The following is a 22,025-nucleotide window of genomic DNA, read 5'->3' on the forward strand; positions in this document are numbered from 1 at the left end:
GGCCGGTGGGTCTCAGCGCGGCCGCGCGCCGACGTCGCCTACCGCGGCAGTTGCGTGCTGGTGCTGGAGGGAGGGGGAGAGCCGGGGTACGTGGATCTCCGGGGCGGGGTGGCGCTCATCGTCGCGGTTGCGTGCCCCGTGCCCGCGGTCGCGCTGGGCGGGGCCAGTGAGGTCCTGGTGCCGTGCGCCGAGGGAGGTGCGGACGTGGGCAGGGAGGTCGGCAGATCGGAGGGCGGTACGGGAGAGGGGGTGGTGGCCGGGAGCGTCGGCCGGCCGGCGTCCTGCGGCAGGAACGCGGCCAGCGCCGCGCCGGATCCGCCGAGCAGCAGGCAGCAGGCGGCCGCGATGCCCGCGATCCGGCGCCGCCGGACCCGTTCGCCGTGGTGCTCGATGACGGAAACGGGCGGGAGCGTGGTCGCGGACCGCCCGGCGGAAGCCGCGGCGCGGAAGGCCGACCGCAGCGGGTCGTGGGACTCAGGCATCGGGGGCCTCCTCGGTGCGCGGATCCTGCAGATGACGTGAGAGCGCGGCCCGGCCGCGGGAGAGGTGCGTCTTGACCGTGCTGGCGGACAGCGAGGTCTCGGCGGCGATCTGCTCGACCGTCAGGTCGCACAGGTAGTGCAGCGCCATCGTGCGGCGCTGCTTCAGGGGCAATTGGCGCAGCGCCTCGACGAGGGCCGCCGCCTCGGGCCCCGGCCCCTCCACGTGCTGCGCGGGAGCACAGCGCCGCCAGGCGTCGGCCGAGCGCCTGCGCACCCGCCAGCGGCTGACCGCGAGCCGCCAGGCGACGGTGCGGATCCACGCCTCCGGCCGGCCGTCCCGGTCCAGCTGGCGTCGGCGCCCCCACCCCCGGACGAAGGCCTCCTGCACCACGTCCTGTGCCTCGTGATGGTCACCGAGCATCACGTACAGCTGTCCTGTGAGCCTTCCCGCCGCTTGTGCGTAGAACGCTTCGAACTCCTCGACGGTCAAAAATCGCTCCCGAATCCATGTATCCCTCTCACCGGGCATACGCCGGGCGCACCGCATCCGGTCGACATCGGACGCCAGGAAATTCTGTGACTGCGGTCACATGGCGGGCAGCCCGCTCATCGTCCCGCCGGCCGCGGCGGGGACGGGGGCGCCACGAGCCCGGACAGGGCGCGTACAGCGGGGAACGGCGGAAGGGCCCGGAACGGCGGAAGGGCCCGGATCCTCAAGGATCCGGGCCCTTTCGAGCAGTAGCGGGGACAGGATTCGAACCTGCGACCTCTGGGTTATGAGCCCAGCGAGCTACCGAGCTGCTCCACCCCGCGTCGGTGGACCTCACCCTACGGCATCCGGGGGACGGTCCCCGATCCATTTTCGGGCCGCTCTGCCCGGCAAGTCCGTACAAGGGCGAATTCCCGCCGCGCAGGCGTGATCATTCCCCCTGGTGACCGTGCGTGCGTGCGTGTACCTTCTCCGGTAGCTGTCGTGGTTCCAAGTGCCTTGCCCGCGCCTTCTGGTGTGGGCAGTTTTGCTGTGTTGTGCCGTAGGACCAGGGCGATCACCTCCGTCCTCCACGCCGTGTGGAGGACGTACGTCAACGGGAAGGCATGAACATGGCTACGGGAACCGTGAAGTGGTTCAACTCGGAAAAGGGCTTCGGCTTCATCGCCCAGGACGGCGGCGGCCCGGACGTCTTCGCCCACTACTCGGCGATCAACGCCACGGGCTACCGTGAGCTCCAGGAGGGTCAGGCCGTGACCTTCGACATCACCCAGGGCCAGAAGGGCCCGCAGGCGGAGAACATCACCCCCGCCTGATCCCCGGCCGGCCCGGGCTGCGGCCCGGGCTCCGGAGAACCGTTTCCTCCCCCGGGTTAACCGGGGGAGTGCACGATCAGGGCCGTGCGGCGCCGCCGCACGGCCCTGATCCGTTCGCGGCCCGGAGCGGATCCCCCGGTCCGGCCGTCCGCCGCGTGCTCCGGATCCGGACCGCCGCCCCGACGACGGCGAGTGCGACCGTCGCCACCCCCGACGCCGCCAGCACCCCGCGGGGCCCCATCAGCGCGATCAGGGGCCCGCCGAGCGCCGTACCCACCGGCCCGGCGGTCAGCAGGGCCGCGCTGCGGGCCGCGAGGACCGTCGTCAGCCAGGCGGCCGGGGTGCGTTCCTGGAACAGGGTGTAGGACAGCGCCGTGAACGGGCCGTAGATCAGGCCGCCCAGGGTGAAGCAGCCCAGGGTGACGGGCGCGGACGCGCCCAGGCCGAAGGGGACCAGGGCGAACCCCCAGCCCGCGACGATCCCCAGGGTGACCGGCCAGAGAGGGAACCTGCGCAGGGTGCCCGCGGCCAGCCCGCCCAGCACGGCGCCCGCACCGAACAGCGCCCAGTACAGCCCGAGCAGGCCCGCACCCGCGTGCAGGTCGTCGGTGACGTGCAACGGCAGCGCGACCTCCGCCGGTCCGTACAGGAAGTTGAAGAACCAGGTCAGGGCGAGGACGCCGAGGAGCTCGGGCTGCCCGCGGAGCAACTGCAGGCCCGCGGACGCGCGGCCGGTGCCGGCCTGCGCCGCCCCTCCCGGATCCCCCTCCGTCCCGGCCACCGCCCCCGTTCCCGTCTCCTCCGTCCCCGCCTCCTGCGTCCCTGTCTCCGCCGTGCCGCCCGTGGCCCGGACCCCGCCCACCTGCACGGCGAGCACGGCGAAGGACAGGGCGTCGAGGCCGATCAGCCAGGCGGGGCTGATCACCGCGGCCAGGAACCCCGCCAGCGCCGGGCCGACGACGATCGAGGCCGAGACGCTGGACGAGAGGAGGGCGTTGGCCGCCAGCCGCTGCTGGGGCGGGAGCATCTGTGCGACCAGCGAATACCGCCCGGCGCTGCCCCAGGCGTGCAGGACGGACGAACCCGCGAGCAGGGCCACGTACAGCACGGGGTGCAGCACCCCCACGGCCCAGGCCAGAGGCACGCAGCCGAGGAGCACCGCCCGGATCCGGCTGTCCGCCGCCACCAGCCGCGCCGCGGGAAGGCGGCGCAGCCGGCGGCCGAGGAGCAGCGCGCCGAGGGCGCCGGGCAGCGCGTACGCGCCGAGCGCGGCCCCCAGGAGCAGGCCCGAGCGGCCGGGAGGAGCGATCTCGATCGCCAGCCACGCCACGGCGACCACGCTCATCCCGTCACCGAGATCGGAGGCCGCGAGGGCGGGCAGCAGCCGTTTGAACCCGGCGTGGGCGAAGAGCGGCCGGTAGGCCTTCGGCAGGAGGCGAGTTGTCCGTACGGGAGTCACCGGGTCAGACTCGGGGTTCAAGCGCACGTGAGGTCAAGGGGGAGTGATCGGTGCGACAGCTCGGCATAGGGGAGCTCGCGCGGCGGGTCGGCATGCGGCCCTCGGCGCTGCGCTATTACGAGAGCGTCGGCCTGCTGCCCTGCGCCGAGCGGGCCGCGGGCCGCCGGGTCTATCCGGTCGCCACCGTCAGGCGGCTCGCGCTGATCAGGATGGCGCAGCGGGCCGGTTTCACCCTGGCCGAGATCCGCGCCCTGCTCGACAACGACGCGGACCACGGTGCCACCCGGCAGTGGCGCGCCCTCGCCGAGAGCAAGCTCCCCGAGCTGGACCGCTTCATCCGGCAGACGCAGATGCTGCGTGACGCCGTCGCCGACTGCCTCGCCTGCGGATGCATGAACTTCGACAAGTGCGGGCTGCTCGCCGAGGGCGGACCGGGCTCCTGACCGGCCGCGGGCCGTACCGCCCCCGGGGATGAGGCATGATCGGGGGATGTCTGATCGCATCATTGCCGCCTGTGACGGAGCGGCCAAGGGTAACCCCGGGCCTGCCGGCTGGGGATGGGTCATCGCCGACGCCGAGGGCCGTCCCGAGCGCTGGGAGGCCGGTCCGCTGGGGCGGGCCACCAACAACATCGGGGAGCTCACCGCGCTCCGGCGGCTGCTGGAGGCGCTGACGCCGGGGACGTCCGTCGAGGTGCGGATGGACTCGCAGTACGCGATGAAGGCCGTCACGCAGTGGCTGCCCGGCTGGAAGCGCAACGGCTGGAAGACCTCCTCCGGCCAGCCCGTCGCGAACCGCGAACTCGTCGAGGAGATCGACCGGCTGCTGGCCGAGCGCGACGTGACGTTCCGCTACGTTCCCGCGCACCGCGAGGACGGCGACCGCCTGAACGCGATCGCCGACCAGGCGGCCAGTGACGCCGCGCTCCGGCAGGAGGCAGCGGGCACGGCCCTGGGCAACGCGGACATGCCCGTACCGGCTCCCGCCGCGCCCGCGCGCCAGAAGTCCGGTACGGCCAAGAAGCGTTCGTCGGCCGGCTCCGCGCCGGGCCGGGCGAGCCGGGCCATCAAGGCGAAGTTCCCCGGCAGCTGCCCCTGTGGGAAGCCCTACGCCGTCGGCGACATGATCGCCAAGAACGGCAGCCGCTGGGGCCACGAGGCCTGCGCGACCACGGCGGCCGACACCGCATAGGGGGCCGGTGGATCAGGGGCGGATCACCCGAAGGTAGGCCACCTCGTACGACATCGAGGACACGCCCGGCTCGGGCTTCGGGTGGTAGCGGCCCGCGCAGACCGAGAGGTTGACGATCAGGTAGGCGCGCCAGCGGCGGCCCACTCCGCGCCGGTCGGCGTAGACCTGCTTGCCGTTGATCCACCACCCGACGGAGCGGGACCCGAACTCGACCTTGAGGTCCACCCAGCCGCCGGGGCGGATCGCCGGGTCCCGGTGGTAACGGGATCCGCCCTTCACATGGTTGGACAGTTCGAGCAGGTCGGGGTTGTCCGGGTGGTACTCGAAGACGTCGATCTCGTTGTCGCCGTCCAGCCAGGTCCAGATCGCGGGCCAGGCCCCGAGTTCGACGGGCAGCCGCACGCGGGACTCCAGTACGTCACCGGTCCGCACCATGAACCCCTCCTCGCTGCCCTCGGTGGTCAGCAGGCCCGCGTTCCAGTTGCCGTCCGGGCGGCGGGCGGCCCGGAAGGTACCGGTCCGGCTGAAGGAGGGGTCCGGCACGAGGTGGTCGAGCTTGTTGTCGCGCGGGTTGGTGGGGCCGCCGTTCGGATAGGCCCAGGACCGTCCGGCGACCCACTGGCGTGTCGAGGTGAAGTCCGCCGTGAAGACCGGGGCCCGGGCGATCGCCGCGCTTTCGTCGTCACGTCCGGGTGCGGAGGAGGCGGAGTCGGAGGAAGTGGGGCGTCCGAGGAGTCGTCGGAGCCGGTCGAGGATCTGAGTGAGCACATCGCTCCTTCCCGAGAAGGCGAGCCCTTGCAGCATGCCCCCTTCGGGGGAATGCATACCGGTCAACCGGTTTGTCTTTCGCCCGCCTTGGCGTGTAATAATCGCGACACATTTTCAGCTGTTACGTATTCGGGGTTCCGACTCAAGGAGCCGAGCGGGGAGTTGCACCAGCATGTGGAAGTGTGAGCGGGTCATCGGAGCCGACCTCGACGTCGACGAGGTCCTCGGCGTCTACCGCGCCTCCACCCTCGCCGAGCGGCGCCCCGTGCACGACGTGGAGCGGTTCGCCCGCATGCTGGCCGGAGCCAATCTGGTCGTCGTCGCCCGCGACGAGGAGGGCGGCCTCATCGGCATCGCCCGCTCGATCACCGACGGCGCCTACTCGACCTACCTCGCCGACCTGGCCGTCGACGTCGCCCACCAGGGCAGGGGCGTGGGCCGCGACCTCATCCGGGTCACCCGGGAGGCGGTGCCCGAGGCCAAGCTGATCCTGCTCTCCGCGCCCGCCGCCGTCGACTACTACCCGCACGTCGGCTTCACCCGCCACGCATCCGCCTGGACGATGGACCGCCCCGCCCAGGCGTGACCCCGACCTTCAACAACGGTTGCGCATAAGACAGTTGCGCACCCCCGTCGCGGGGTACCATCCGTGCCGTTGGGGGGTACTGTGACACGACGCCATGTCGCGCCGCGCGCCTACGACGGCGCGGCAGCAGGTTTGTTCTTCGTGGCCGCAATGGCCGCAATGGTCGGGTGCACGGCCGACGGGACGGCCGGGAACGGGGCGACGAGCCGCGCCCCGGCGGCGTCCCCCGCGCCGTCGACGTCCACCACCGCGCCCTCGGCCGTCTCCCTCGTACCCGAGCTGGACGAGTCCAAGCAGCCGAAGACGGCGGCCGAGGCCCGGGAACTCCTCGCCCGGATCCTCATCACCGAGGACGCCTTCGGCCCGGGCGTCGTGCGCAGCACACCGTTCGAGAGCAGTTCCGCCCGCTGGCCCGTCCTCGACGAGGCGTGCGTCTGGCAGACCGCCGACCTGCCGCAGGACGTACTCGCCACGAACACCCGCTACTTCCAGATCCCGGCTGCGGACGGCCACGGCCGGGTCCGGCTCAACGCCACGGTGACCGTCCACCGCGACCGCCGGGAATCGGGCTGGGAGACGGCACGCGCCATGGAGGAGGTCCTGCGCTGCCCCGACCAGAAGCTCCGCGAGGGCGAGCAGCTCAAGGGCCTGCTGGGCAACGCCATGTACCAGGGGGAACAGCTGAACAACTGGAGCGAGGACGCCTTCAACGAGATCGGCACCTACGTCAGCGAGCAGGACGGCGGACCGCACCGGTACTTCTGGTACCAGGCTCAGTTCGGCCCGGTCACCGTGGCCATCGCGGGCAAGGGCGCCGAGGGCTTCAAGGAGGAGACCCTCACCCAGCTCGTCGTCCAGGGCAACAGCCGCATGATCGCGCAGGCCAAGCAGGCCCTCGGAAAGGCGGCCGGCTGATGGAGCAGCTGCATCCCTCGGACCCGTCCCGGATCGGCGGCCACCGCCTCCTCGGCCGGCTCGGCGCCGGCGGCATGGGTGTCGTCTACCTCGGCCGCACCGACGACGGCGCGCTCGCCGCCGTCAAGGTCATCCGCGCCGAATACGCCGAAGAGTCCGACTTCCGGGCCCGGTTCCGCCGCGAGGCCGAGATCGCCGCCGCGGTCGAGAGCCCGTGGGCGGTCAGGATCACCGGCGCCGACCCCGACGCCCGGGAACCATGGCTGGCCACCTCCTTCGTCGCCGGTCCCTCCCTGGCCGAGGCCGTCTCCGCCCACGGCCCGCTCCCACTGCGCGCCGTACGGATCCTCGGCAAGGCCCTCGCCAAGGCCCTGCAGGTGATGCACGCGCAGGGCCTCGTCCACCGCGACGTCAAACCCGGCAACGTGCTGCTCGGCATGGACCGGCCCCGGCTGATCGACTTCGGCATCGCCCGGGGCGGCGAGCACACCGCCCTGACCTCGGCCGACGCCGTACTCGGCACCCCCGGCTTCCTCCCGCCCGAGCAGGCCGAGGGCCGCCCCGCGGAACCGTCCGGCGACGTCTTCTCCCTCGGCTGCCTCCTCGCGTACGCCGCCACCGGCCGCCTGCCCTTCGGCGCGGGCACCGTGGAGGCCGTGCTTTACCGCACCGTCCACGACGAGCCCGACCTCGGCCCGGAGCTCCTCGCCGACCCCGAACTCACCGCCCTGTTGCGGACCTGCCTGGCCAAACACCCCGACATCCGGCCCACCGCCGCCGGGCTCGACGAGGCCCTCGTCGAGGACACCCCGGGCGAGGGGACCGACTGGCTGCCCGATCCGGTCGTCGCGACCATCGCCGAACGGGCCGCCGCCCTGCTCGCCCTCCCCGGCATCGAGGAGACCGTCGCCGACCCGGAGGCCGCCCCCGCACCCGGCGGGACCGGACCGGCGTCCTCCCGCAGGCGGTTCCTCGGGATCGCCGCCGGGGCCGTCCTCGCGATCGGCGGCGGCACGGCAGGCTGGCTGGCGCTGCGCGAGGACGGCAAACCCAAGGGCGCACCCGCAACCGCGGCCCGGGCCTGGGCGATCGGCGTACAGGCCGACCTCTCCGGCCCGCAGAAGGCCGCCGGCATCGCCCAGGAACGCGGCGTGCGGCTCGCCGTCGACGCCTTCAACTCCCGCAAGGACAAACCCTTCACCCTCACCGTCGCCACCGCCGACGACGCGGGCGGGGCGGACCGCTCAGCGGCCGCCGCCACCAGCCTCATCTCCGACCCGGACGTACTCGCCGTGATCGGCCCCACCGGCAACGCCACGGTCACCCCGTGCCTGGAGCTGTACGGCGAGGCGGCGCTGCCCCTGCTCACCGTCTCGGCCCTGGCGAGCGCCTTCAGCGTCGCCGACCGCCGCAGCTTCTTCCAGGTCAGCCCCATCTCCTTCATCCAGGGCTCGGCGCTGGGCCGCCAGCTCGCCCGGCAGCGCGGGGTGAGCAGGCTGGGCGTCCTGTGCGACCGGGACGGCGACGTGGAGGGCTGGCAGGCGATCCTGCACGCGACCCGCACCATCGCCGGCTACGTCCCGGGAGCCACCGTCCATCCACGGGTCGTCCCGCGCGGCACGCAGGACCTGTCCCCGGTCGTCACCGACATGCTCGCGCACGGCATCGACGCCTTCTTCTACGCGGGCACCCCCCGGGGGGCGGCCAGGACCGCCACCCTGCTGGCCGCCGCCGGCTACCGGGGCCACCGCGCAGCCGACTACGCCGTCATGGGCCCGGAGTTCCTCGCCGCCGCGGGCCCGGCCGGCGAGGGCTGGCAGTTCGTCGCCCCCTACACCGGCCCCGAGGCCCCCGAGACCGCCCAACTGGCCCGCGCGCACAAGGCGGCGTACGGCACGGAGCCCGACATCTGGACGGCGGAGGCCTACGACGCGGCGGGCCTGGTCATCGACCGGCTCGTCACGGCGGCCCGCGGCGGGGGCCGCCCGGCCCGCGCCGAACTGCTCACCGCCCTCGCGGAGGGCTCCTTCCGCGGCCTGACCAAGGAGTACGCCTTCGGCAAGGACCGGACGGTGAAGGAGAACGCCTACTTCCTCCACCAGGTGGAAGGAGGCCGGATCCGGTACGTGGGCCCGGTCGCCGACGCCGCGGCCGGATAGCGGCGGATGCGCCCCCTCCTCCCCGCCGATCCGGCCGCGATCGGCGGGAACCGTCTGCTGGGCCGCCTGGGTGCGGGCGGCATGGGCACCGTCTACCTGGGCCGTTCCCCCGAGGGCGTCCTGGTCGCTGTCAAGGTGATCCGCGCCGACCACGGCGCGGACCCTGCCTTCCGGGCCCGGTTCCGCCGCGAGGCGCAGGCCGCCGCGGGGCTGACCGGCCGCTGGATCGTCCCGGTGGTCGCCGCCGACCCGGAAGCCCGCGAACCCTGGCTGGCCACCCCCTTCGTCCCCGGCCCCTCACTGGCCGAGGCCGTGGGCGGGTACGGGCCCCTGCCCGCCAGGACCGTACGGATCCTCGGCGTCCGGCTCGCCGAGGCCCTGGCCGAGGTGCACGCGGCCGGGCTGATCCACCGCGACGTCAAGCCGGGCAACGTCCTGCTGGCCCCGGACGGGCCCCGCCTGATCGACTTCGGGATCGCCCGGGCGGCCGGGGCCACCACCCTCACGGCCGTGGACGCGGTCGTCGGCACCCCCGGCTATCTCGCACCGGAGCTGGCCCGCGCGGGCGGCCCCGTCGCGGGTACGGCCGGCGACGTGTTCTCCCTCGGCTGCGTCCTGGCGTACGCGGCGACCGGGACCGGCCCGTTCGGCGGCGGGCACGCGGCCGCGGTGGTCTTCCGCACGGTTCACGAGGAGCCGGAACTCGGTTCACTGCCGGCCGAGTTGCGCGAGGCGGTCGGCGGATGCCTGATGAAGGAACCGGCGGACCGGCCGACCCTGGCGGAGCTCACGGCTCTCCTCGGGACCGACCCGGGCGGCGCGGGCCCGGCGGCGGCCGGGGACTGGCTGCCCGCCCCTCTGCCCCGGATCATCGCCGAACGCTCCACCCGCGCCCTGGACCTGCCCGCCCCGGAACCCACCCGGATCGACGCGCCCGAGCCCGCCCGGCAGTTCACCCGCAGGCGGCTGCTCGCGGCCGGCGGGGCCCTGGTCGCCGCCGCCGCGCCGATCGCCTGGTACACCACCCGGGGACCCGGCGGCCGCCGGGCGGCCGGCCCCGACCGGAACCTCCCGGTCCTGACCCTCGGGCTGCAGGCCGACCTCACCGGGCCCGGCCGGGCGACCGGCCAGGCCCACGAACGCGGCATGCGGCTCGCCCTGGACCAGCACAACGCCCGGTCCGACGCGGCCTTCCGGCTGGCCCTGCGCGTCGCCGACGACGGCGGGGACCCGCAGCGCGCCGCGCAGGCCGTCAAGGAACTGATCGCCGACCCGGCGGTGCTCGCCGTGACCGGCCCCACCTGGGACGCGGCCGTGCCGGTGCTGGCCGACGCCTGCCTCGCCGCGGACCTCACCCTGGTGCTGGTGTCGGTGGACACCCCGACCGACGCCACGACGCTGTGGCGCACGGCGTGCGCCACCCGCCCGAACGACGAGGGCCTCGGCCTGCCGGTCCTGCACTACTTGTCCCGGGTGCGGATCTCGCGCCGTACGGCGGTCGTCGAGGACGCGGGGAACGGATCACCGGTGTGGCTGGTCACCCGAGCGCTCCAGCAGAGCCCCCCGGCGCAGGGGACGGTGAGCGTCCACCGCATCCCCGAGGGCGGCTCCGACTTCGCGGGCACCGTACGCGCCCTGACCGAAGCCGGAGCCGAGGGCGTCGTGTACGCGGGCACCTCGCCGCAGCGGGCGGGCGAGCTGGCCCGCGCCCTGGCCGACGCCGGGTTCCCCGGCCCCCGCGTCGCACTCCAGCACGTCATGGAACCGGCCTTCCACAGCGCGGCCGGCCGGGCCGCCGAGGGCTGGGTGTTCAGCGCCCTGTTCACCGACCCGTCGGCCGCGTCCGGCACCGCCGAGTTCGTCGCGGCCCACCGCAGCGCCTACGGTGAACCGCCCGCGCGCTGGGCCACCGAGGCGTACGACGCGGTGGGCCTGCTGGCCACCGCCCTGACCGGGCTGGAGGGCGAGGGCCGCGACAGGGCGGGCCTGTCCCGCCGGATCTTCCGTACGACCCACCAGGGCCTCGCCAAGCCGGTCGCCTTCGACACCAGGACGCGCGCCCTGACCGGGGACAACCTCGCCCACCTCTACCGGGCCGAATCGGGCCGGTTCCGCTACCTGGGCCGGTACGCGGACGTACGCACCGACCCGTGAGCGGACTACTCGAACCGTGAGGGGTCGCCGGCTCCCCGGCGGACGATCTCGGCGTCACCGGAGGAGAAGTCGATGACCGTGGTCGGCTCCGTGCCGCAGTCGCCCGAATCCAGTACGGCGTCCACCTCGTGGTCGAGCCGCTCCTTGATCTCCCAGCCCTGCGTCATCGGCTCGGCCTCGTCCGGCAGCAGCAGGGTGCTGGACAGCAGCGGCTCGCCGAGCTCGGCGAGCAGGGCCTGCGTGACGACGTGGTCGGGGATCCGGACACCGACGGTCTTCTTCTTCGGGTGCAGCAGCTGCCGCGGCACCTCCGAGGTCGCCGGCAGGATGAAGGTGTAACTGCCCGGTGTGGCCGCCTTGATGGCGCGGAAAACGTTGTTGTCGATCTGCACGAACTGCCCCAGCTGGGCGAAGTTCTGGCACACCAGGGTGAAGTGGTGACGGTCGTCCAGGTTGCGGATCGACCGGATCCGGTTGATGCCCTCCCGGTTGCCCAGCTGGCATCCCAGCGCGAAGCAGGAGTCCGTGGGGTAAGCGACGAGCCTGCCCGAGCGGATCATGTCGACCACGTTGTCGATGGTGCGCCGCTGGGGATTCTCGGGGTGCACGTCGAAGTATTTCGCCATCCGCCGAGCCTACGCCGTCGGGCCGCCCCCGTCGGCAGCTCCCGGAGGCGCCAGCGGCGACCACAGGGCGCCGGGCCCGGCGCCCCACGGCCCTTCCGGACGCTTCCCGGCGGTTTCGGAGGGACCATGAGAGGTGACCGTACGCCCCGGACCTCCCCGGACCGCCCCGCACAAGGGCCGGACGGGACGGCCGGGGCGGGTGGCCGCCGGGCCGACGGTGCCGGAAGGGAGCATCGCCGATGGGTGCGATCGACGGGTCGGGGGCCAGTGAGCGGCGGCCTGCCGCGGCCGGGCTCGCCCCGCCGAGCGGGCTGCTCGACGTACTGAACGTGGCGGCCGTCGTCCTCGACGCCGACGGCCGGGTCGCCCTGTGGAGCCCGCAGGCCGAGCAGCTGTTCGGCTGGACGGCCGCCGAGGCCCTGGGCCAGCCCGCCGCCCGGCTGCTCGCCGCACCGCAGCACGTCGGCCTGGTGACGGAACTGTTCGCGCGGGTCATGGGCGGCGCCGGCGACTGGGCGGGTGCCTTCCCGGTGCGGCACAAGGACGGCAGCACACGCCTCGTGGAGTTCCGCAACATGCGGCTCCTCGACGACCGCGGCGACCTGTACGCCCTGGGCATCGCCACCGACCGCACCACGCTGCGGCAGCTGGAGCGGGACCTCGCCCTGTCCGCCCGCCTCGTGGCCCAGTCCCCGATCGGACTCGCGGTCCTCGACACCGAGCTGCGCTACGTCCTGGTCAACCCCACGCTGGAGCGGATCAACGGGCTGCCCGCCTCCGAGCACATCGGCCGGGGCGTCCGGGAGGCCCTGTCCTTCCTCGACGACACCGAGGCCGCCGAATCGGCGATGCGCCAGGTCCTGGCCACCGGCACGCCGCTGCTGGAGCAGTTCACGGCCGGACGCACCCACGGCGGGCACAGCGCCGAACACGCCTGGTCGGTGTCCTACTACCGGCTGGAGGACGCCACCGGGCGGGTCCTGGGTCTGGCCACCTCCGTGGTGGACGTCACCCAGAGCCACCAGGCGGCCCTGGAGATCGCCCGCAGCCGACGCCGCCTCGCCCTGATCGCCGACGCCACCGTCCGCATCGGCACCACCCTCGACCTCGACCAGACCGCGCGCGAGCTCGCCGACGTCGTCGTGCCGGAGCTCGCCGACATCGCCGCCGTCGACATCCTCGATTCCGTCCTCGAAGGCCGGCCCACCCTCAGGTCGTCGGCCCACGAGCCCGCCGTGTTCCGCGCCCTCGCCGTCGCGGCCGCCTACCCGAGCGAGGCCGTCCGTGCCGCGGACCCGCCGGGGGACATCGCCCGCTACGCCGCTGACCGGCTCGTCACCCAGTCCGTCACGACCGGCCACCCGGTCCTCGTCGCCCACGTGCAGGCGAGGGACATCTCCCGGATCGCCCGTGACAGCAACGCCGCCTCCCTCCTCTCCCGCGCCGGCTTGCGCTCGTACCTGGCCGTGCCGCTCATCGCGCGCGGCGAGGTCCTCGGCGCCCTCGACCTCAAACGCACCCGCAACCCGCTGCCCTTCAACGACGACGACATCGTGCTCGCCGGCGAACTGGCCGCGCGCGCCGCCGTGTGCATCGACAACGCCCGCTGGTACCGCAACGCGCACCACACCGCCCTCGCGCTCCAGCACCACCTCCTGCCCCACCATCCGCCGCCGACGCCCGGCCTGGAGGTCGCCTCGCGCTACCGGCCCGCCGCGGCCAGCAGCGAGATCGGCGGCGACTGGTTCGACGCCATCGCGGGACCGGACGACACCACCGTCCTCGTCATCGGCGACGTCATGGGCAGCGGCATCAACGCCGCCGCCAGCATGGGACAGTTGCGCACCGCGACCCGCACCCTCGCCGAACTCGCCCTCGACCCGCCCCAGGTGCTCCAGCAGCTCGACCGCACCACGGCCGCCCTCGAGGAGACCATCGCCACCTGCGTCTACGTCGTCCACGACCCGCACCGCGCGCAGTGCCGCATCGCCGTCGCCGGGCACCTCCCGCCCGTGCTCATCCGCTCCGGCCACGCACCCAGGCTGCTCGACCTGCCCACCGGAGCACCGCTCGGCGTGGGCGGCATCCCCTTCGAGGCCACCACCGTCGCCATGCAGCCCGGTGACCAACTGGTCCTCTACACAGACGGCCTGGTGGAGACCCGTGACCAGCCCATCGACGAACGGCTCGCACTCCTGCTGGAGCTGCTCGCCGACACAGGCGGCCCCCTGGAGGAGACCTGCGACCGGCTCCTGGACTCCCTGCGCCGTCCCGACGACCACGACGACGTCGCCCTGGTCATCGCCCGCGCGCGGGCCCTCACGCAGCGGCCCGCCGACCGCTCGCCGCGCGGCCCGGCCGGTGCGGGCCTAGGCTGACCGTGTATGCCGTGCCCTGGTCCTCGTACCGCAGGAGGCATAGGTGAAATCGACGCACGAACGGCTCCGCCGGGCCTGCGCGGCCACCGCCGCGGCGGGCCTGCTCCTCACCGGGGCCGCAACGGTCCCCGCGTACGGGGCGCCCACCCCCGGACCGTCCGCCTCCGCCACCCCCTCCCCGGACCCCGGCGGGGAGTTCAAGCCGATCACCCCGGCCGTCGCCGTCCAACTCGACACCGCCGTCCGGCAGGTCATGCGCGAGGCCGGCGTACCCGGCGTGATCGTCGGGCTGTGGGCACCCGGCAAGGGCAGCTACGTGAAGGCCTTCGGAGTGGCCGACAAGGCGACCGGCGCGCCCATGCGGACGGACTTCAACACCCGCATCGGCAGCCAGACCAAGACCTTCACGGTCACGGCCCTCCTCCAGCTGGTCGACCAGGGCAAGGTCGGACTCGACGACCCCATCGGCGACTACGTCTCCGGGGTGCCCAACGGCGACCTCATCACCCTGCGCGAACTGGCGGGCATGCGCAGCGGACTGTTCAACTACAGCGAGGACCCGGACTTCGACAAGGCGTTCACCACCGACCCCGACCGCCGTTTCACCCCGCAGCAACTGCTCGGGTACTCCTTCAAGCACCCGGTGCAGTTCGCGCCGGACGCGAAGTTCCAGTACTCGAACACCAACCTGATCCTGCTCGGCCTGGTGATCGAGAAGGTCACCGGACGGCCGCTCGCCGAGGTCATCGACAAGGACGTCGTGGCGGCGGCCGGACTGCGCCGCACCTTCTTCCCGACCGGCGCCGAGTTCCCCGCGCCGCACGCGCAGGGCTACACCGACCAGACCCCGTCCGGGAAGGTCGAGGTGTCGACGGACTGGGACCCGTCCTGGGCCTGGGCGGCCGGGGCGATGATCTCCGACCTGCAGAACCTGCGGAGCTGGGCGCGCACCCTCGCCACCGGCACCCTCCTCACGCCCGAGACGCAGGCCCAGCGCCTGAAGACCACCTCCGTCGGCATTCCCGGCGCCGGCTACGGCCTGGGCCTCTTCGACGTCCAGGGCTGGATCGGCCACAACGGCTCGCTCCCGGGCTACGAGAGCCTCGGCGTGTACCTGCCGCAGGCGCAGGCGACCATGGTCGTCATCCTCAACACCGACATCCTCCACGACGGCCAGGAACCCAGCACGCTCTTCGGCGAGGCGATCACCGGCATCGTGACGCCCGACAACGTGTACCCCGGCCACAAGCCGTCCGAGCCGAAGTCCGGCTGACGGAGCGCACCTGCACCCACGGGCACGACGGGTCGGATGATCCGACTGTTAGGGTCCCAGGCATGCCCCAGCTCATCGCCCCCAGCCCCCACCTGCACGGATCCTGGACCGCCGCGCAGGAGGAATGGGGGCCCGACGCCCACATGGACGGCGCGGGGCTCGACTCCGACGACGACGTCGACAGCCCCGAGGGCTTCACCGCCTGGACGCAGAAGCTGCGCGGGTACGCGGACCGCTCGATGCCGGTCGACCACGGCCGGGTCCACGCGACGTACTGGTGGATCACCGAGGGCGACACCTACCTGGGCGGCATCGACCTGCGCCACTACCTCAACGGCTTCCTCCTCGACGCCGGCGGCCACATCGGCTACGGCATCCGGCCTTCGGCCCGCCGGCGGGGCCTGGCCACCTGGGCCCTGTCCGCCGTCCTCCACGAGGCGCGCGTTCTCGGGATGGACCGGGTCCTGCTCACCTGCGACCCCGGGAACGAGGGGTCCGTCCGCACCATCGAGCGCTGCGGCGGCGTGCTGGAGGACGTGCGCGAGACCCTGATCGGACCCAAGCGGCGCTACTGGATCACCCTCTGACGCCCTTCGCGCACCGCGCCCGGCCGGTACCGGTGCTGCGTGTCGTGACCGTGCCGTACGGGCGCGGTGGGCCGATAGTGGGGCTGTGAGCGAACTGTCCGAGGGACCCGGGCGCAGCGGCGCAGCCGAAGAGGGCGCCGCCTGGTCAGGACGTACAGGGGCGCAGGCGTTCGCGGCCGTGGAGGCGGCCACGGACTGGCTCCTGGGCTACCCGTTCGTGCTGCGGGCGCTGGCGGCCGACGGCATCGGCGCCGGAAAGGTCCTGGTGGACTACGGATGCGGGCCGGGCAAGGTGGCCGACCACGCGGCCCGCGTCCTGGGGGCCAGGGTCCTGGGCGCCGACACCTCTCCGGAGATGCTGGAGCTGGCCCGCGCCTCCGCGACCGCGGTGGCCGGGTACCACCTGGTCGAGAACGGGCGCGTGACGGACCTGCCCGACGGCTGCGCCGACGCGGTGATGTGCAACCACGTGCTGGCGTCCCTGCCCACCGAGGACGCCCTGCTCGGCGTGTTCACCGAGATCCGCCGGCTCCTGCGGCCGGGCGCGCCGTTCGTGCTGCTGACCACCGATCCGGCCTGCGCCGGCACGGAGTACGCCTCGCTGCGGATCGGCGAGCCGGGCGAGGTGTACGCGCCGGGCGACGAGGTGACCGTCCGGCTCCGGCGCACCGACGGATCCTGGCAGCGGATGCGCAACCACGCGTGGCCGGTGACGGTGTACCCGGCGTTGCTGGAGCGCGCCGGCTTCCGCGACGTCGTCCGGCACCGGCCGTCGGTGGACGAGGCGCTCACCGTCGCCGACCCGGACCTCGTCGCGAGCCGGCCGTGGTCGGCCGAGCGGGCGGGACCGCCCCTGGTGATCACGAAGGCGCGGGCCGCCTCGTGATTGCGGACGGCGGACCCGGCGAACTAGGGTCGCGTCCATGTCCAAGGCCGAGATCGACACGCTGACCGCCGAGTTCTTCGGCTCCTTCGACAACCGCGGCGGCAAGTCCGCCGACGTGGCCCGGATCCGCCGGCTCGTCGTGCCCGGGGGAGTCATCGTCATGACCGGCCCGCGGTTCACGGTCTACACCGTGGACGAGTTCATCGAGCCCCGCCGGGAACTGCTCGACGGCGGACGGCTGGTGGAGTTCGCCGAGTGGGAGACCTCCGAACGGACCGAGATCGCGGGCGACATCGCCTCGCGGTTCGGCGAGTACCGCAAGTCGGGCGTCCTGGACGGCGAACCGTTCGAGGGCGGCGGCACCAAGACCATCCAGTTCGTCCGCACCCCGGAAGGCTGGCGGATCGCGGCGTTCTCCTGGTACGACCGGCCCTGAGCGCACGGTTTTTAAGGACCCGCCCTCCCGGTCGCCGCAGCAGCCGTCCCTGAGCATCCGGTCCAGCACCCGGTGCCGTCGGCCGGCCGGGCGGCAGAAACCGGTTGACCCCGGCCGTCCGTGCGGCAGAAACCGGTTGACCCCGGCCGTCCGTGCGGGTCGGATGGCGGCCGTGAGCATGAACTCAGGAAAGATGCACCCCGGTCAGCACCCCGTCGGCGACGGTCTCGTACGGCGGCTGGTCGCCGCCCGGTTCCCCCAGTGGGCCGGGATGCCGGTGGAGCGGTTCCCGTCCGGCGGCACGGTGAACGCCATGTACCGGCTGGGCGAGGACATGGTCGTACGGCTCCCCCTGGGCGAGGCCGGGGCCGGGGACGTCGCGACGGAACGGGACTGGCTGCCCCGCCTCGCTCCGCTGCTGCCGACGGCCGTCCCGGAGGTCCTGGGGGCGGGCGAGCCCGCCGAGGGATATCCGTGGCGGTGGTCGGTCTACCGGTGGCTGGCCGGGGAGAACCCGGAGGCAGGCGCGCTGGAGGACCCCGTCGCCCTGGCCCGGGACCTGGCCGCCTTCGTCGCCGCGATGCGGAGCATCACCCTGGTGGGGGCACCGCGGGCCTACCGGGGCGGCCCGCTCGCGGCCCTGGACGCATCGACCCGGGCGGCGATCGGGGAGCTGCGGCTGATCCCGGAGGAGGGCGTCGACTGCGACGCCCTGACGGCGGTGTGGGAGGACGCGGTGCGGGCCGGGGAGTGGGACGGGCCGCCGGTGTGGCTGCACGGCGATCTGATGCCGGGCAACGTGCTGGTGGACGGCGGCAGGCTGACCTCGGTCATCGATTTCGGGTGCACGGGGACGGGGGACCCGGCGTGCGACCTGTTCCCGGCGTGGAACCTGCTGCCCGCCGGCGCGCGGGAGGTCTTCCGCGAGGCGCTCGGCGTCGACGACGCGACCTGGACCCGCGGCCGGGGACGGACGCTCTCGCAGGCCGTGATCGCGCTGCCCTACTACCGCACGACGAATCCGGCGATGGCGCGCAACGCCCGCCACGTGATCCGGGAGGTGCTGGCGGAACGCGGGACGGGGGACGGGGACGCCTGACGGGCTGAGGACGGGGTGAGGGCCGGCCGCTCCCGTTCAGGCCTCCCTGCTGAGGCGGTCGCGCTGGAGCTGGCGGGCGACGGTCCGGCGCACGGAGGCCGGGGCCGATCCCGAGGGGGCCGGCTCCGCGCCGACGTCGAGGCCGCGGCTGATCTCGTCGTACGTGCTCCGGAAGACGTCGGGCAGCTCGGCGGCGCCCTGCCGGAGGTCCTCTTCGAGGAGGCGCCGCAGCTCCTCGGTGGTCTCCGGGGTGAAGCGCTTGCGCCCCCTGGCGAGGGCGCCGACGAAGCGTGTGCAGTGGGCGGTGTCCAGGGAGTCGGCGACCTCCTCCGCCAGTGCCCACAGGCGCCCTTCGAGCCACGGGACGTCGAGCTGGTCCAGGGCGAGTCCCAGCCGCGGCAGCGGTTCGCCGGCCGTCAGCCGCGTCATCTGCTTGGAGACGGCGGGCTGGCTCATGTCCGCGATCCGGGCGATCTTGTCCTGTGTCCAGCCGAAGCCGGCGAACAGCTTGATCATCTCGGTGCGCAGCCTGCGCATCTCCTCGCCCGCCCGGATGACCTCGTTCATCCCGGCGAGCATCCGCGCCGCCTCTTCCTCGGTCAGCGAACCGTCTTCCTCTGCCACAACCCGGTTATACACCCGCCGGTGCCACGTCGTCATAACCGGGTTGTACAACCGGGTTATGACTGCCAGGATCGGACCATGACCGCCACCGCATCCCCGTCGGCATCCCCGTCGGCATCCGGGTCCGGGCCCGGGTCCGCGTTCGCGTTCGCCGCGCCCGACGGGACCCTCCTCGCCCACCGCAGCCACGGCAGCGGCGACCCCCTCGTCTGCGTCCCGGGAGGCCCCGCGGACTCCGCCTACCTCGGCGACCTCGGGGGCCTGTCCGCACACCGCCGCCTCATCGTCATGGACCTGCGCGGCACCGGCCGCTCCGGGGTTCCGCGGGACACCTCGTCCTACCGCAGCGACCGCCTCGTCGACGACATCGAGGCGCTGCGCGAGCACCTCGGCCTCGAGCGGATCGATCTGCTCGCCCACTCCGCCGGGGCCAACCCCACGATGCAGTACGCGGCCCGGTTTCCGGAGCGTGTCGGCAGCCTCGCCCTGATCACCCCGGGCACCCGCGCCGTCGGCACGGTGATCACGGGGGAGACCCGGCGGGAACTCGCCCGGCTGCGGGCCGGTGAACCGTGGTTCCCCGCAGCCTTCGCCGCGCTGGAGGCGCTCATCGCGGGCACCGGGGGCGACCGCGACGCCATCGCCCCCTTCTTCTACGGTCGTTGGGACGAGGGGGCGCGGCGCCACCACGCGGCCAGCCGCCCCGACAACCCGGAGGCCGTCTCCGGCTTGGGCGCCGAAGGCGCCTTCGATCCGGAGGCGACCCGAGCGGGGCTCGCGGCCCTGCGGGCCCCGGTCCTCCTGCTCGCCGGGGAGTTCGACCTGAACAGCCCGCCCCGGTCGGTCGCCGCATGCGCGGAGCTGTTCCCCGACGCCGCGCTCGTCGTCCAGCGGGGAGCGGGCCACTACCCCTGGCTCGACGACGCCGACCGGTTCGTGGCCGCCGCCGCGGCCTTCCTGGCCTGACGCCGCGCGTTCCTGCTGCCTGCCGCCTGCCGCCCGCTGTCCGCTTCCCGCACCCCTGCCCGTACGCCCCCCGTGCGCACGGTGACGGCCCCGGCCGGATTCCCCCCGGCCGGGGCCGTCCTCACGATGCGGGCGCGCCGCCGCGCGCCGGCGCCGCTACCAGAGGACGGGCAGTCGCTCCGGGAGGCGCTTCATGAAACGGGTGCGCCAGACGAGCTGGTCGAACGGGACGGCCAGCTGGAGGTCGGGCATCTTCTCCAGCAGCACCTCGATGGCTATCTCCGTGTGCCGCTTGCCCAGCGCGGTGGCCGGGCAGTAGTGCGGGCCGCCGCCGAAGGACAGGTGCGTCCCGGCGTTCGCGCGGTCGATGTCGAAGGTGTGCGGGTCGGAGTAGACCGCCGGGTCGGTGTTGGCGGCCTCGACCAGGACCAGCAGCAGCTCGCCCTTCTTGACCTCGACGTCGCCGAGGGTGACGTCCTCCAGCGCGAGCCGCGGCAGGCCGTCGGCGATCGACAGGTTGACGCGCAGCAGCTCGTCCACGGCGGAGGGGATCTTCTCCGGGGCCTTGCGCAGCTGCTCCCACACGTCGGGGTTCTGCAGGAGCGAGACGATCGCCATGGTCAGGAAGCCCATGGTGGAGATGACCCCGGCGCCGAACAGCGTGACGCCGACGGTCGCCAGCATCTCGTCCGTCAGGTGCGCGTAGTCGGGGTCCTCGCGCAGCGCGGCGAGTTCCGCCATCAGCCCGACGGTGGCCGGGTCGTCGAGGCGCTCCACCATGTACGCCATGTCGCGGTCCCAGTTGAGCTTGGCGCCCGTGACGGGGCAGGCCGAGTTCATGAACGCGATGTCCAGGCTGGCGGCCAGGCGCGGGGCGTCGGCCTCCGGGATGCCGAGGATGCGGCAGTGGAGGTTCTCCGCGTACGGATTGGTGAACGCGCCGCGCAGGTCGACCGGCGCACCGCTGCGCAGGATCTCGTCGACGAGGGTGTTCGCCTGCTCGCGCATCCAGCCGGTGAGGTCGCCGGTCTTCGGGTTGATCGCCTTGAGCACGGCCTTGCGCAGGCCCGCGCCGGTGATGTTGCCCATGTTGTTGACGACTTCGGGCGGGATCGTCAGTGCGTACTGCCGGGGCACCCCGGGTGCCGAGGTGTCCTTGAGGCTGAACCGCGGGTCTTCGAGGACCTGCTTGCAGAGCGAATAGGACGAGACGAGCCACGCCTCGTCACCGGCTATGGTGCGGACGCGCTTGACCGGCTCGTTGCGCAACTGCTCGACCTCGGCCGGGAGTTGGTCGCCGCGCGCGGAGAACGGGAAGTCGAGGAGGGTGTCAGCGGTCATCGGAGTCTCCTTCGGCGGGGGTGATGATGGCGTGGCCCTGGTTGCGTGAGGCACGAAGCCCCGAGCCGCGCGAGTAGAGCAGTTCCGCCATGGGCAGGAGCTGGTGGTAGCAGTTGAGGGAGGACGGCACGCCCAGGATGGCGGGCGTGTCCAGGAACAGCGGCGCCTCGGCGCAGACGTACTCCAGGCAGACCTCGCGCTGGCGGGCCGTGGCCGCCTTCCCGTTCAGGACCTTCGAGGAAAGGAACGCGTCCACGAGGGAGTTGCAGGTCTCCCGGAACTCCGGGTCGATGTCGAGCAGGTTGTTCAGATGGTTGTGGAGGGTCCGGTACGCCGGGATGTCGGTGAGGGACGACATCGGACGGGCCCGGAGGCGGACGCCCGTGGGGTCGGCTTCCGTGGCGGCGTTGTTGACCTTGGCGCGGACTCCGCGCAGGTTCTTCACCGCCTTGCGGCGAGCTTCGTCCTCGCCGTATCCGAGGGCCTCGTACATCTCCGCGACGTGCATGTCGGTGTAAATGAGGTCGACCTGAGCGAAGTTGCGCATGCCCCACTGGGCGAGGTCGAGAACACGCTGGGCCGAGAAGTAGCTGTTGCCCGGCGAGATGCCGATGACGGCGTGGTCGCCCTCATCGTTGATCACCTGGCAGTGCGGGGTGTATGGCCGGACTGTGAAGACTTCGGTTGCTGTCGTCAACAGGGGTCGGGTCCTTTGCGCCGCAAGTCCCGTGGGGCCCTGTGCCCCGGGTGTGGCGGCGACGTGATGGAAGGTACCCGAACTCTGAGCGAC

The 22,025-nt window shown here is 73.2% G+C and carries 22 protein-coding genes and 1 tRNA gene; 14 read left to right on the plus strand and 9 right to left on the minus strand.

Annotated elements, in window-relative coordinates:
• Positions 1-38: 38 nt before the first annotated feature.
• The 3 genes from IH80_RS44675 to IH80_RS0111350 form a co-directional block, all read right to left on the minus strand.
• The gene (locus IH80_RS44675) at positions 39-482 is read right to left on the minus strand and encodes a hypothetical protein (RefSeq protein ID WP_158943401.1); all 444 of its coding nucleotides are present in this window, start codon (positions 480-482) and stop codon (positions 39-41) included.
• Positions 475-1,011, minus strand: coding sequence for a SigE family RNA polymerase sigma factor (locus IH80_RS0111345; RefSeq protein ID WP_078906445.1), 537 nt, complete (start codon positions 1,009-1,011; stop codon positions 475-477). Before IH80_RS0111345 ends, IH80_RS44675 begins: the two co-directional genes overlap by 8 nt.
• Positions 1,012-1,221: 210 nt before the next feature.
• Positions 1,222-1,295 (minus strand) — tRNA-Met (locus IH80_RS0111350).
• A gap of 288 nt (positions 1,296-1,583) precedes the next feature.
• Between IH80_RS0111350 and IH80_RS0111355 the strand changes: the two genes are divergently transcribed.
• On the plus strand, positions 1,584-1,787 hold the full coding sequence (locus IH80_RS0111355) for a cold-shock protein (protein ID WP_030036890.1): 204 nt from the start codon (positions 1,584-1,586) through the stop codon (positions 1,785-1,787).
• A 76-nt stretch (positions 1,788-1,863) separates the two neighbouring features.
• On the opposite strand, the gene IH80_RS0111360 is transcribed toward IH80_RS0111355, so the two are convergent.
• A complete protein-coding gene (locus IH80_RS0111360) occupies positions 1,864-3,246 on the minus strand; it encodes an MFS transporter (RefSeq protein WP_063757280.1) in 1,383 nt (460 codons plus the stop codon).
• A 50-nt stretch (positions 3,247-3,296) separates the two neighbouring features.
• Between IH80_RS0111360 and IH80_RS0111365 the strand changes: the two genes are divergently transcribed.
• Together IH80_RS0111365 and IH80_RS0111370 are read left to right on the plus strand one after the other, a co-directional pair.
• Complete coding sequence (locus IH80_RS0111365) at positions 3,297-3,689, plus strand: MerR family transcriptional regulator (RefSeq protein ID WP_030959748.1); 393 nt, start codon at positions 3,297-3,299, stop codon at positions 3,687-3,689.
• A gap of 46 nt (positions 3,690-3,735) precedes the next feature.
• Positions 3,736-4,437, plus strand: coding sequence for a ribonuclease H family protein (locus IH80_RS0111370; protein ID WP_030959749.1), 702 nt, complete (start codon positions 3,736-3,738; stop codon positions 4,435-4,437).
• A 12-nt stretch (positions 4,438-4,449) separates the two neighbouring features.
• Here the strand turns inward: IH80_RS0111370 and IH80_RS0111375 are convergent, their stop codons facing one another.
• Entirely contained in the window at positions 4,450-5,103 is a 654-nt protein-coding gene (locus IH80_RS0111375) for a beta-glucanase (RefSeq protein ID WP_030959751.1), read from the minus strand.
• Positions 5,104-5,377: 274 nt separating this feature from the next.
• On the opposite strand from IH80_RS0111375, the gene IH80_RS0111380 reads away from it, so the two are divergent.
• The 4 genes from IH80_RS0111380 (at position 5,378) to IH80_RS0111395 (ending at position 11,019) form a co-directional block, all read left to right on the plus strand.
• Positions 5,378-5,791, plus strand: a complete 414-nt coding sequence (locus tag IH80_RS0111380; protein WP_030959753.1) for a GNAT family N-acetyltransferase — start codon at positions 5,378-5,380, stop codon at positions 5,789-5,791.
• Positions 5,792-5,872: 81 nt separating this feature from the next.
• The gene (locus tag IH80_RS0111385) at positions 5,873-6,706 is read left to right on the plus strand and encodes a hypothetical protein (protein ID WP_158943403.1); all 834 of its coding nucleotides are present in this window, start codon (positions 5,873-5,875) and stop codon (positions 6,704-6,706) included.
• Positions 6,706-8,865, plus strand: a complete 2,160-nt coding sequence (locus IH80_RS0111390) for a bifunctional serine/threonine-protein kinase/ABC transporter substrate-binding protein (RefSeq protein WP_030959755.1) — start codon at positions 6,706-6,708, stop codon at positions 8,863-8,865. Before IH80_RS0111385 ends, IH80_RS0111390 begins: the two co-directional genes overlap by 1 nt.
• A gap of 6 nt (positions 8,866-8,871) precedes the next feature.
• Entirely contained in the window at positions 8,872-11,019 is a 2,148-nt protein-coding gene (locus IH80_RS0111395) for a bifunctional serine/threonine-protein kinase/ABC transporter substrate-binding protein (protein WP_030959761.1), read from the plus strand.
• A gap of 5 nt (positions 11,020-11,024) precedes the next feature.
• On the opposite strand, the gene IH80_RS0111400 is transcribed toward IH80_RS0111395, so the two are convergent.
• Positions 11,025-11,645 carry an L-threonylcarbamoyladenylate synthase gene (locus tag IH80_RS0111400; protein WP_030959763.1) on the minus strand — a complete coding sequence of 207 codons (621 nt, stop codon included), beginning with the start codon at positions 11,643-11,645 and terminating at the stop codon, positions 11,025-11,027.
• Positions 11,646-11,884: 239 nt separating this feature from the next.
• On the opposite strand from IH80_RS0111400, the gene IH80_RS0111405 reads away from it, so the two are divergent.
• The 6 genes from IH80_RS0111405 (at position 11,885) to IH80_RS0111430 (ending at position 18,304) form a co-directional block, all read left to right on the plus strand.
• Positions 11,885-14,023 (plus strand): SpoIIE family protein phosphatase, encoded by a 2,139-nt coding sequence (locus tag IH80_RS0111405; RefSeq protein ID WP_051809111.1) that lies wholly within the window; start codon positions 11,885-11,887, stop codon positions 14,021-14,023.
• A 43-nt stretch (positions 14,024-14,066) separates the two neighbouring features.
• Positions 14,067-15,296, plus strand: a complete 1,230-nt coding sequence (locus IH80_RS0111410; RefSeq protein WP_030959766.1) for a serine hydrolase domain-containing protein — start codon at positions 14,067-14,069, stop codon at positions 15,294-15,296.
• Positions 15,297-15,358: 62 nt separating this feature from the next.
• Positions 15,359-15,883: a GNAT family N-acetyltransferase gene (locus IH80_RS0111415; RefSeq protein WP_030959767.1), complete on the plus strand. Its 525-nt coding sequence runs from the start codon at positions 15,359-15,361 to the stop codon at positions 15,881-15,883.
• 85 nt (positions 15,884-15,968) lie between these two features.
• The gene (locus IH80_RS0111420) at positions 15,969-16,769 is read left to right on the plus strand and encodes a class I SAM-dependent methyltransferase (RefSeq protein WP_078906446.1); all 801 of its coding nucleotides are present in this window, start codon (positions 15,969-15,971) and stop codon (positions 16,767-16,769) included.
• A 37-nt stretch (positions 16,770-16,806) separates the two neighbouring features.
• Positions 16,807-17,205, plus strand: coding sequence for a DUF4440 domain-containing protein (locus IH80_RS0111425; RefSeq protein ID WP_030959771.1), 399 nt, complete (start codon positions 16,807-16,809; stop codon positions 17,203-17,205).
• Positions 17,206-17,383: 178 nt separating this feature from the next.
• Positions 17,384-18,304 (plus strand): aminoglycoside phosphotransferase family protein, encoded by a 921-nt coding sequence (locus tag IH80_RS0111430; protein ID WP_030959772.1) that lies wholly within the window; start codon positions 17,384-17,386, stop codon positions 18,302-18,304.
• Positions 18,305-18,340: 36 nt separating this feature from the next.
• Here IH80_RS0111430 and IH80_RS0111435 read toward each other — a convergent pair whose 3' ends face one another.
• Entirely contained in the window at positions 18,341-18,928 is a 588-nt protein-coding gene (locus IH80_RS0111435; RefSeq protein WP_234432205.1) for a sigma-70 family RNA polymerase sigma factor, read from the minus strand.
• Between the two features lie 78 nt (positions 18,929-19,006).
• Here IH80_RS0111435 and IH80_RS0111440 point away from each other — a divergent pair, with 78 nt between their 5' ends.
• Positions 19,007-19,894, plus strand: coding sequence for an alpha/beta fold hydrolase (locus IH80_RS0111440; RefSeq protein WP_030959774.1), 888 nt, complete (start codon positions 19,007-19,009; stop codon positions 19,892-19,894).
• A gap of 156 nt (positions 19,895-20,050) precedes the next feature.
• On the opposite strand, the gene IH80_RS0111445 is transcribed toward IH80_RS0111440, so the two are convergent.
• Both IH80_RS0111445 and IH80_RS0111450 read right to left on the minus strand, forming a co-directional pair.
• On the minus strand, positions 20,051-21,235 hold the full coding sequence (locus IH80_RS0111445) for a cytochrome P450 (protein WP_030959777.1): 1,185 nt from the start codon (positions 21,233-21,235) through the stop codon (positions 20,051-20,053).
• Complete coding sequence (locus tag IH80_RS0111450) at positions 21,225-21,932, minus strand: tRNA-dependent cyclodipeptide synthase (protein ID WP_078906447.1); 708 nt, start codon at positions 21,930-21,932, stop codon at positions 21,225-21,227. The genes IH80_RS0111445 and IH80_RS0111450 overlap by 11 nt, the downstream gene beginning before the upstream one ends.
• Positions 21,933-22,025 lie beyond the last annotated feature (93 nt).

This window comes from Streptomyces sp. NRRL S-378 (genome assembly GCF_000720645.1).
Lineage (GTDB): Bacteria > Actinomycetota > Actinomycetes > Streptomycetales > Streptomycetaceae > Streptomyces.

Bases quoted from the DNA above. Each gene is read 5' to 3' on its own strand.
- IH80_RS44675 (WP_158943401.1), bottom strand. From the start codon at position 482: ATGCCTGAGTCCCACGACCCGCTGCGGTCGGCCTTCCGCGCCGCGGCT.
- IH80_RS0111345 (WP_078906445.1), bottom strand. From the start codon at position 1,011: ATGCCCGGTGAGAGGGATACATGGATTCGGGAGCGATTTTTGACCGTC.
- IH80_RS0111355 (WP_030036890.1), top strand. From the start codon at position 1,584: ATGGCTACGGGAACCGTGAAGTGGTTCAACTCGGAAAAGGGCTTCGGC.
- IH80_RS0111370 (WP_030959749.1), top strand. From the start codon at position 3,736: ATGTCTGATCGCATCATTGCCGCCTGTGACGGAGCGGCCAAGGGTAAC.
- IH80_RS0111380 (WP_030959753.1), top strand. From the start codon at position 5,378: ATGTGGAAGTGTGAGCGGGTCATCGGAGCCGACCTCGACGTCGACGAG.
- IH80_RS0111390 (WP_030959755.1), top strand. From the start codon at position 6,706: ATGGAGCAGCTGCATCCCTCGGACCCGTCCCGGATCGGCGGCCACCGC.
- IH80_RS0111395 (WP_030959761.1), top strand. From the start codon at position 8,872: ATGCGCCCCCTCCTCCCCGCCGATCCGGCCGCGATCGGCGGGAACCGT.
- IH80_RS0111400 (WP_030959763.1), bottom strand. From the start codon at position 11,645: ATGGCGAAATACTTCGACGTGCACCCCGAGAATCCCCAGCGGCGCACC.
- IH80_RS0111405 (WP_051809111.1), top strand. From the start codon at position 11,885: ATGGGTGCGATCGACGGGTCGGGGGCCAGTGAGCGGCGGCCTGCCGCG.
- IH80_RS0111415 (WP_030959767.1), top strand. From the start codon at position 15,359: ATGCCCCAGCTCATCGCCCCCAGCCCCCACCTGCACGGATCCTGGACC.
- IH80_RS0111425 (WP_030959771.1), top strand. From the start codon at position 16,807: ATGTCCAAGGCCGAGATCGACACGCTGACCGCCGAGTTCTTCGGCTCC.
- IH80_RS0111430 (WP_030959772.1), top strand. From the start codon at position 17,384: ATGAACTCAGGAAAGATGCACCCCGGTCAGCACCCCGTCGGCGACGGT.
- IH80_RS0111440 (WP_030959774.1), top strand. From the start codon at position 19,007: ATGACCGCCACCGCATCCCCGTCGGCATCCCCGTCGGCATCCGGGTCC.
- IH80_RS0111445 (WP_030959777.1), bottom strand. From the start codon at position 21,235: ATGACCGCTGACACCCTCCTCGACTTCCCGTTCTCCGCGCGCGGCGAC.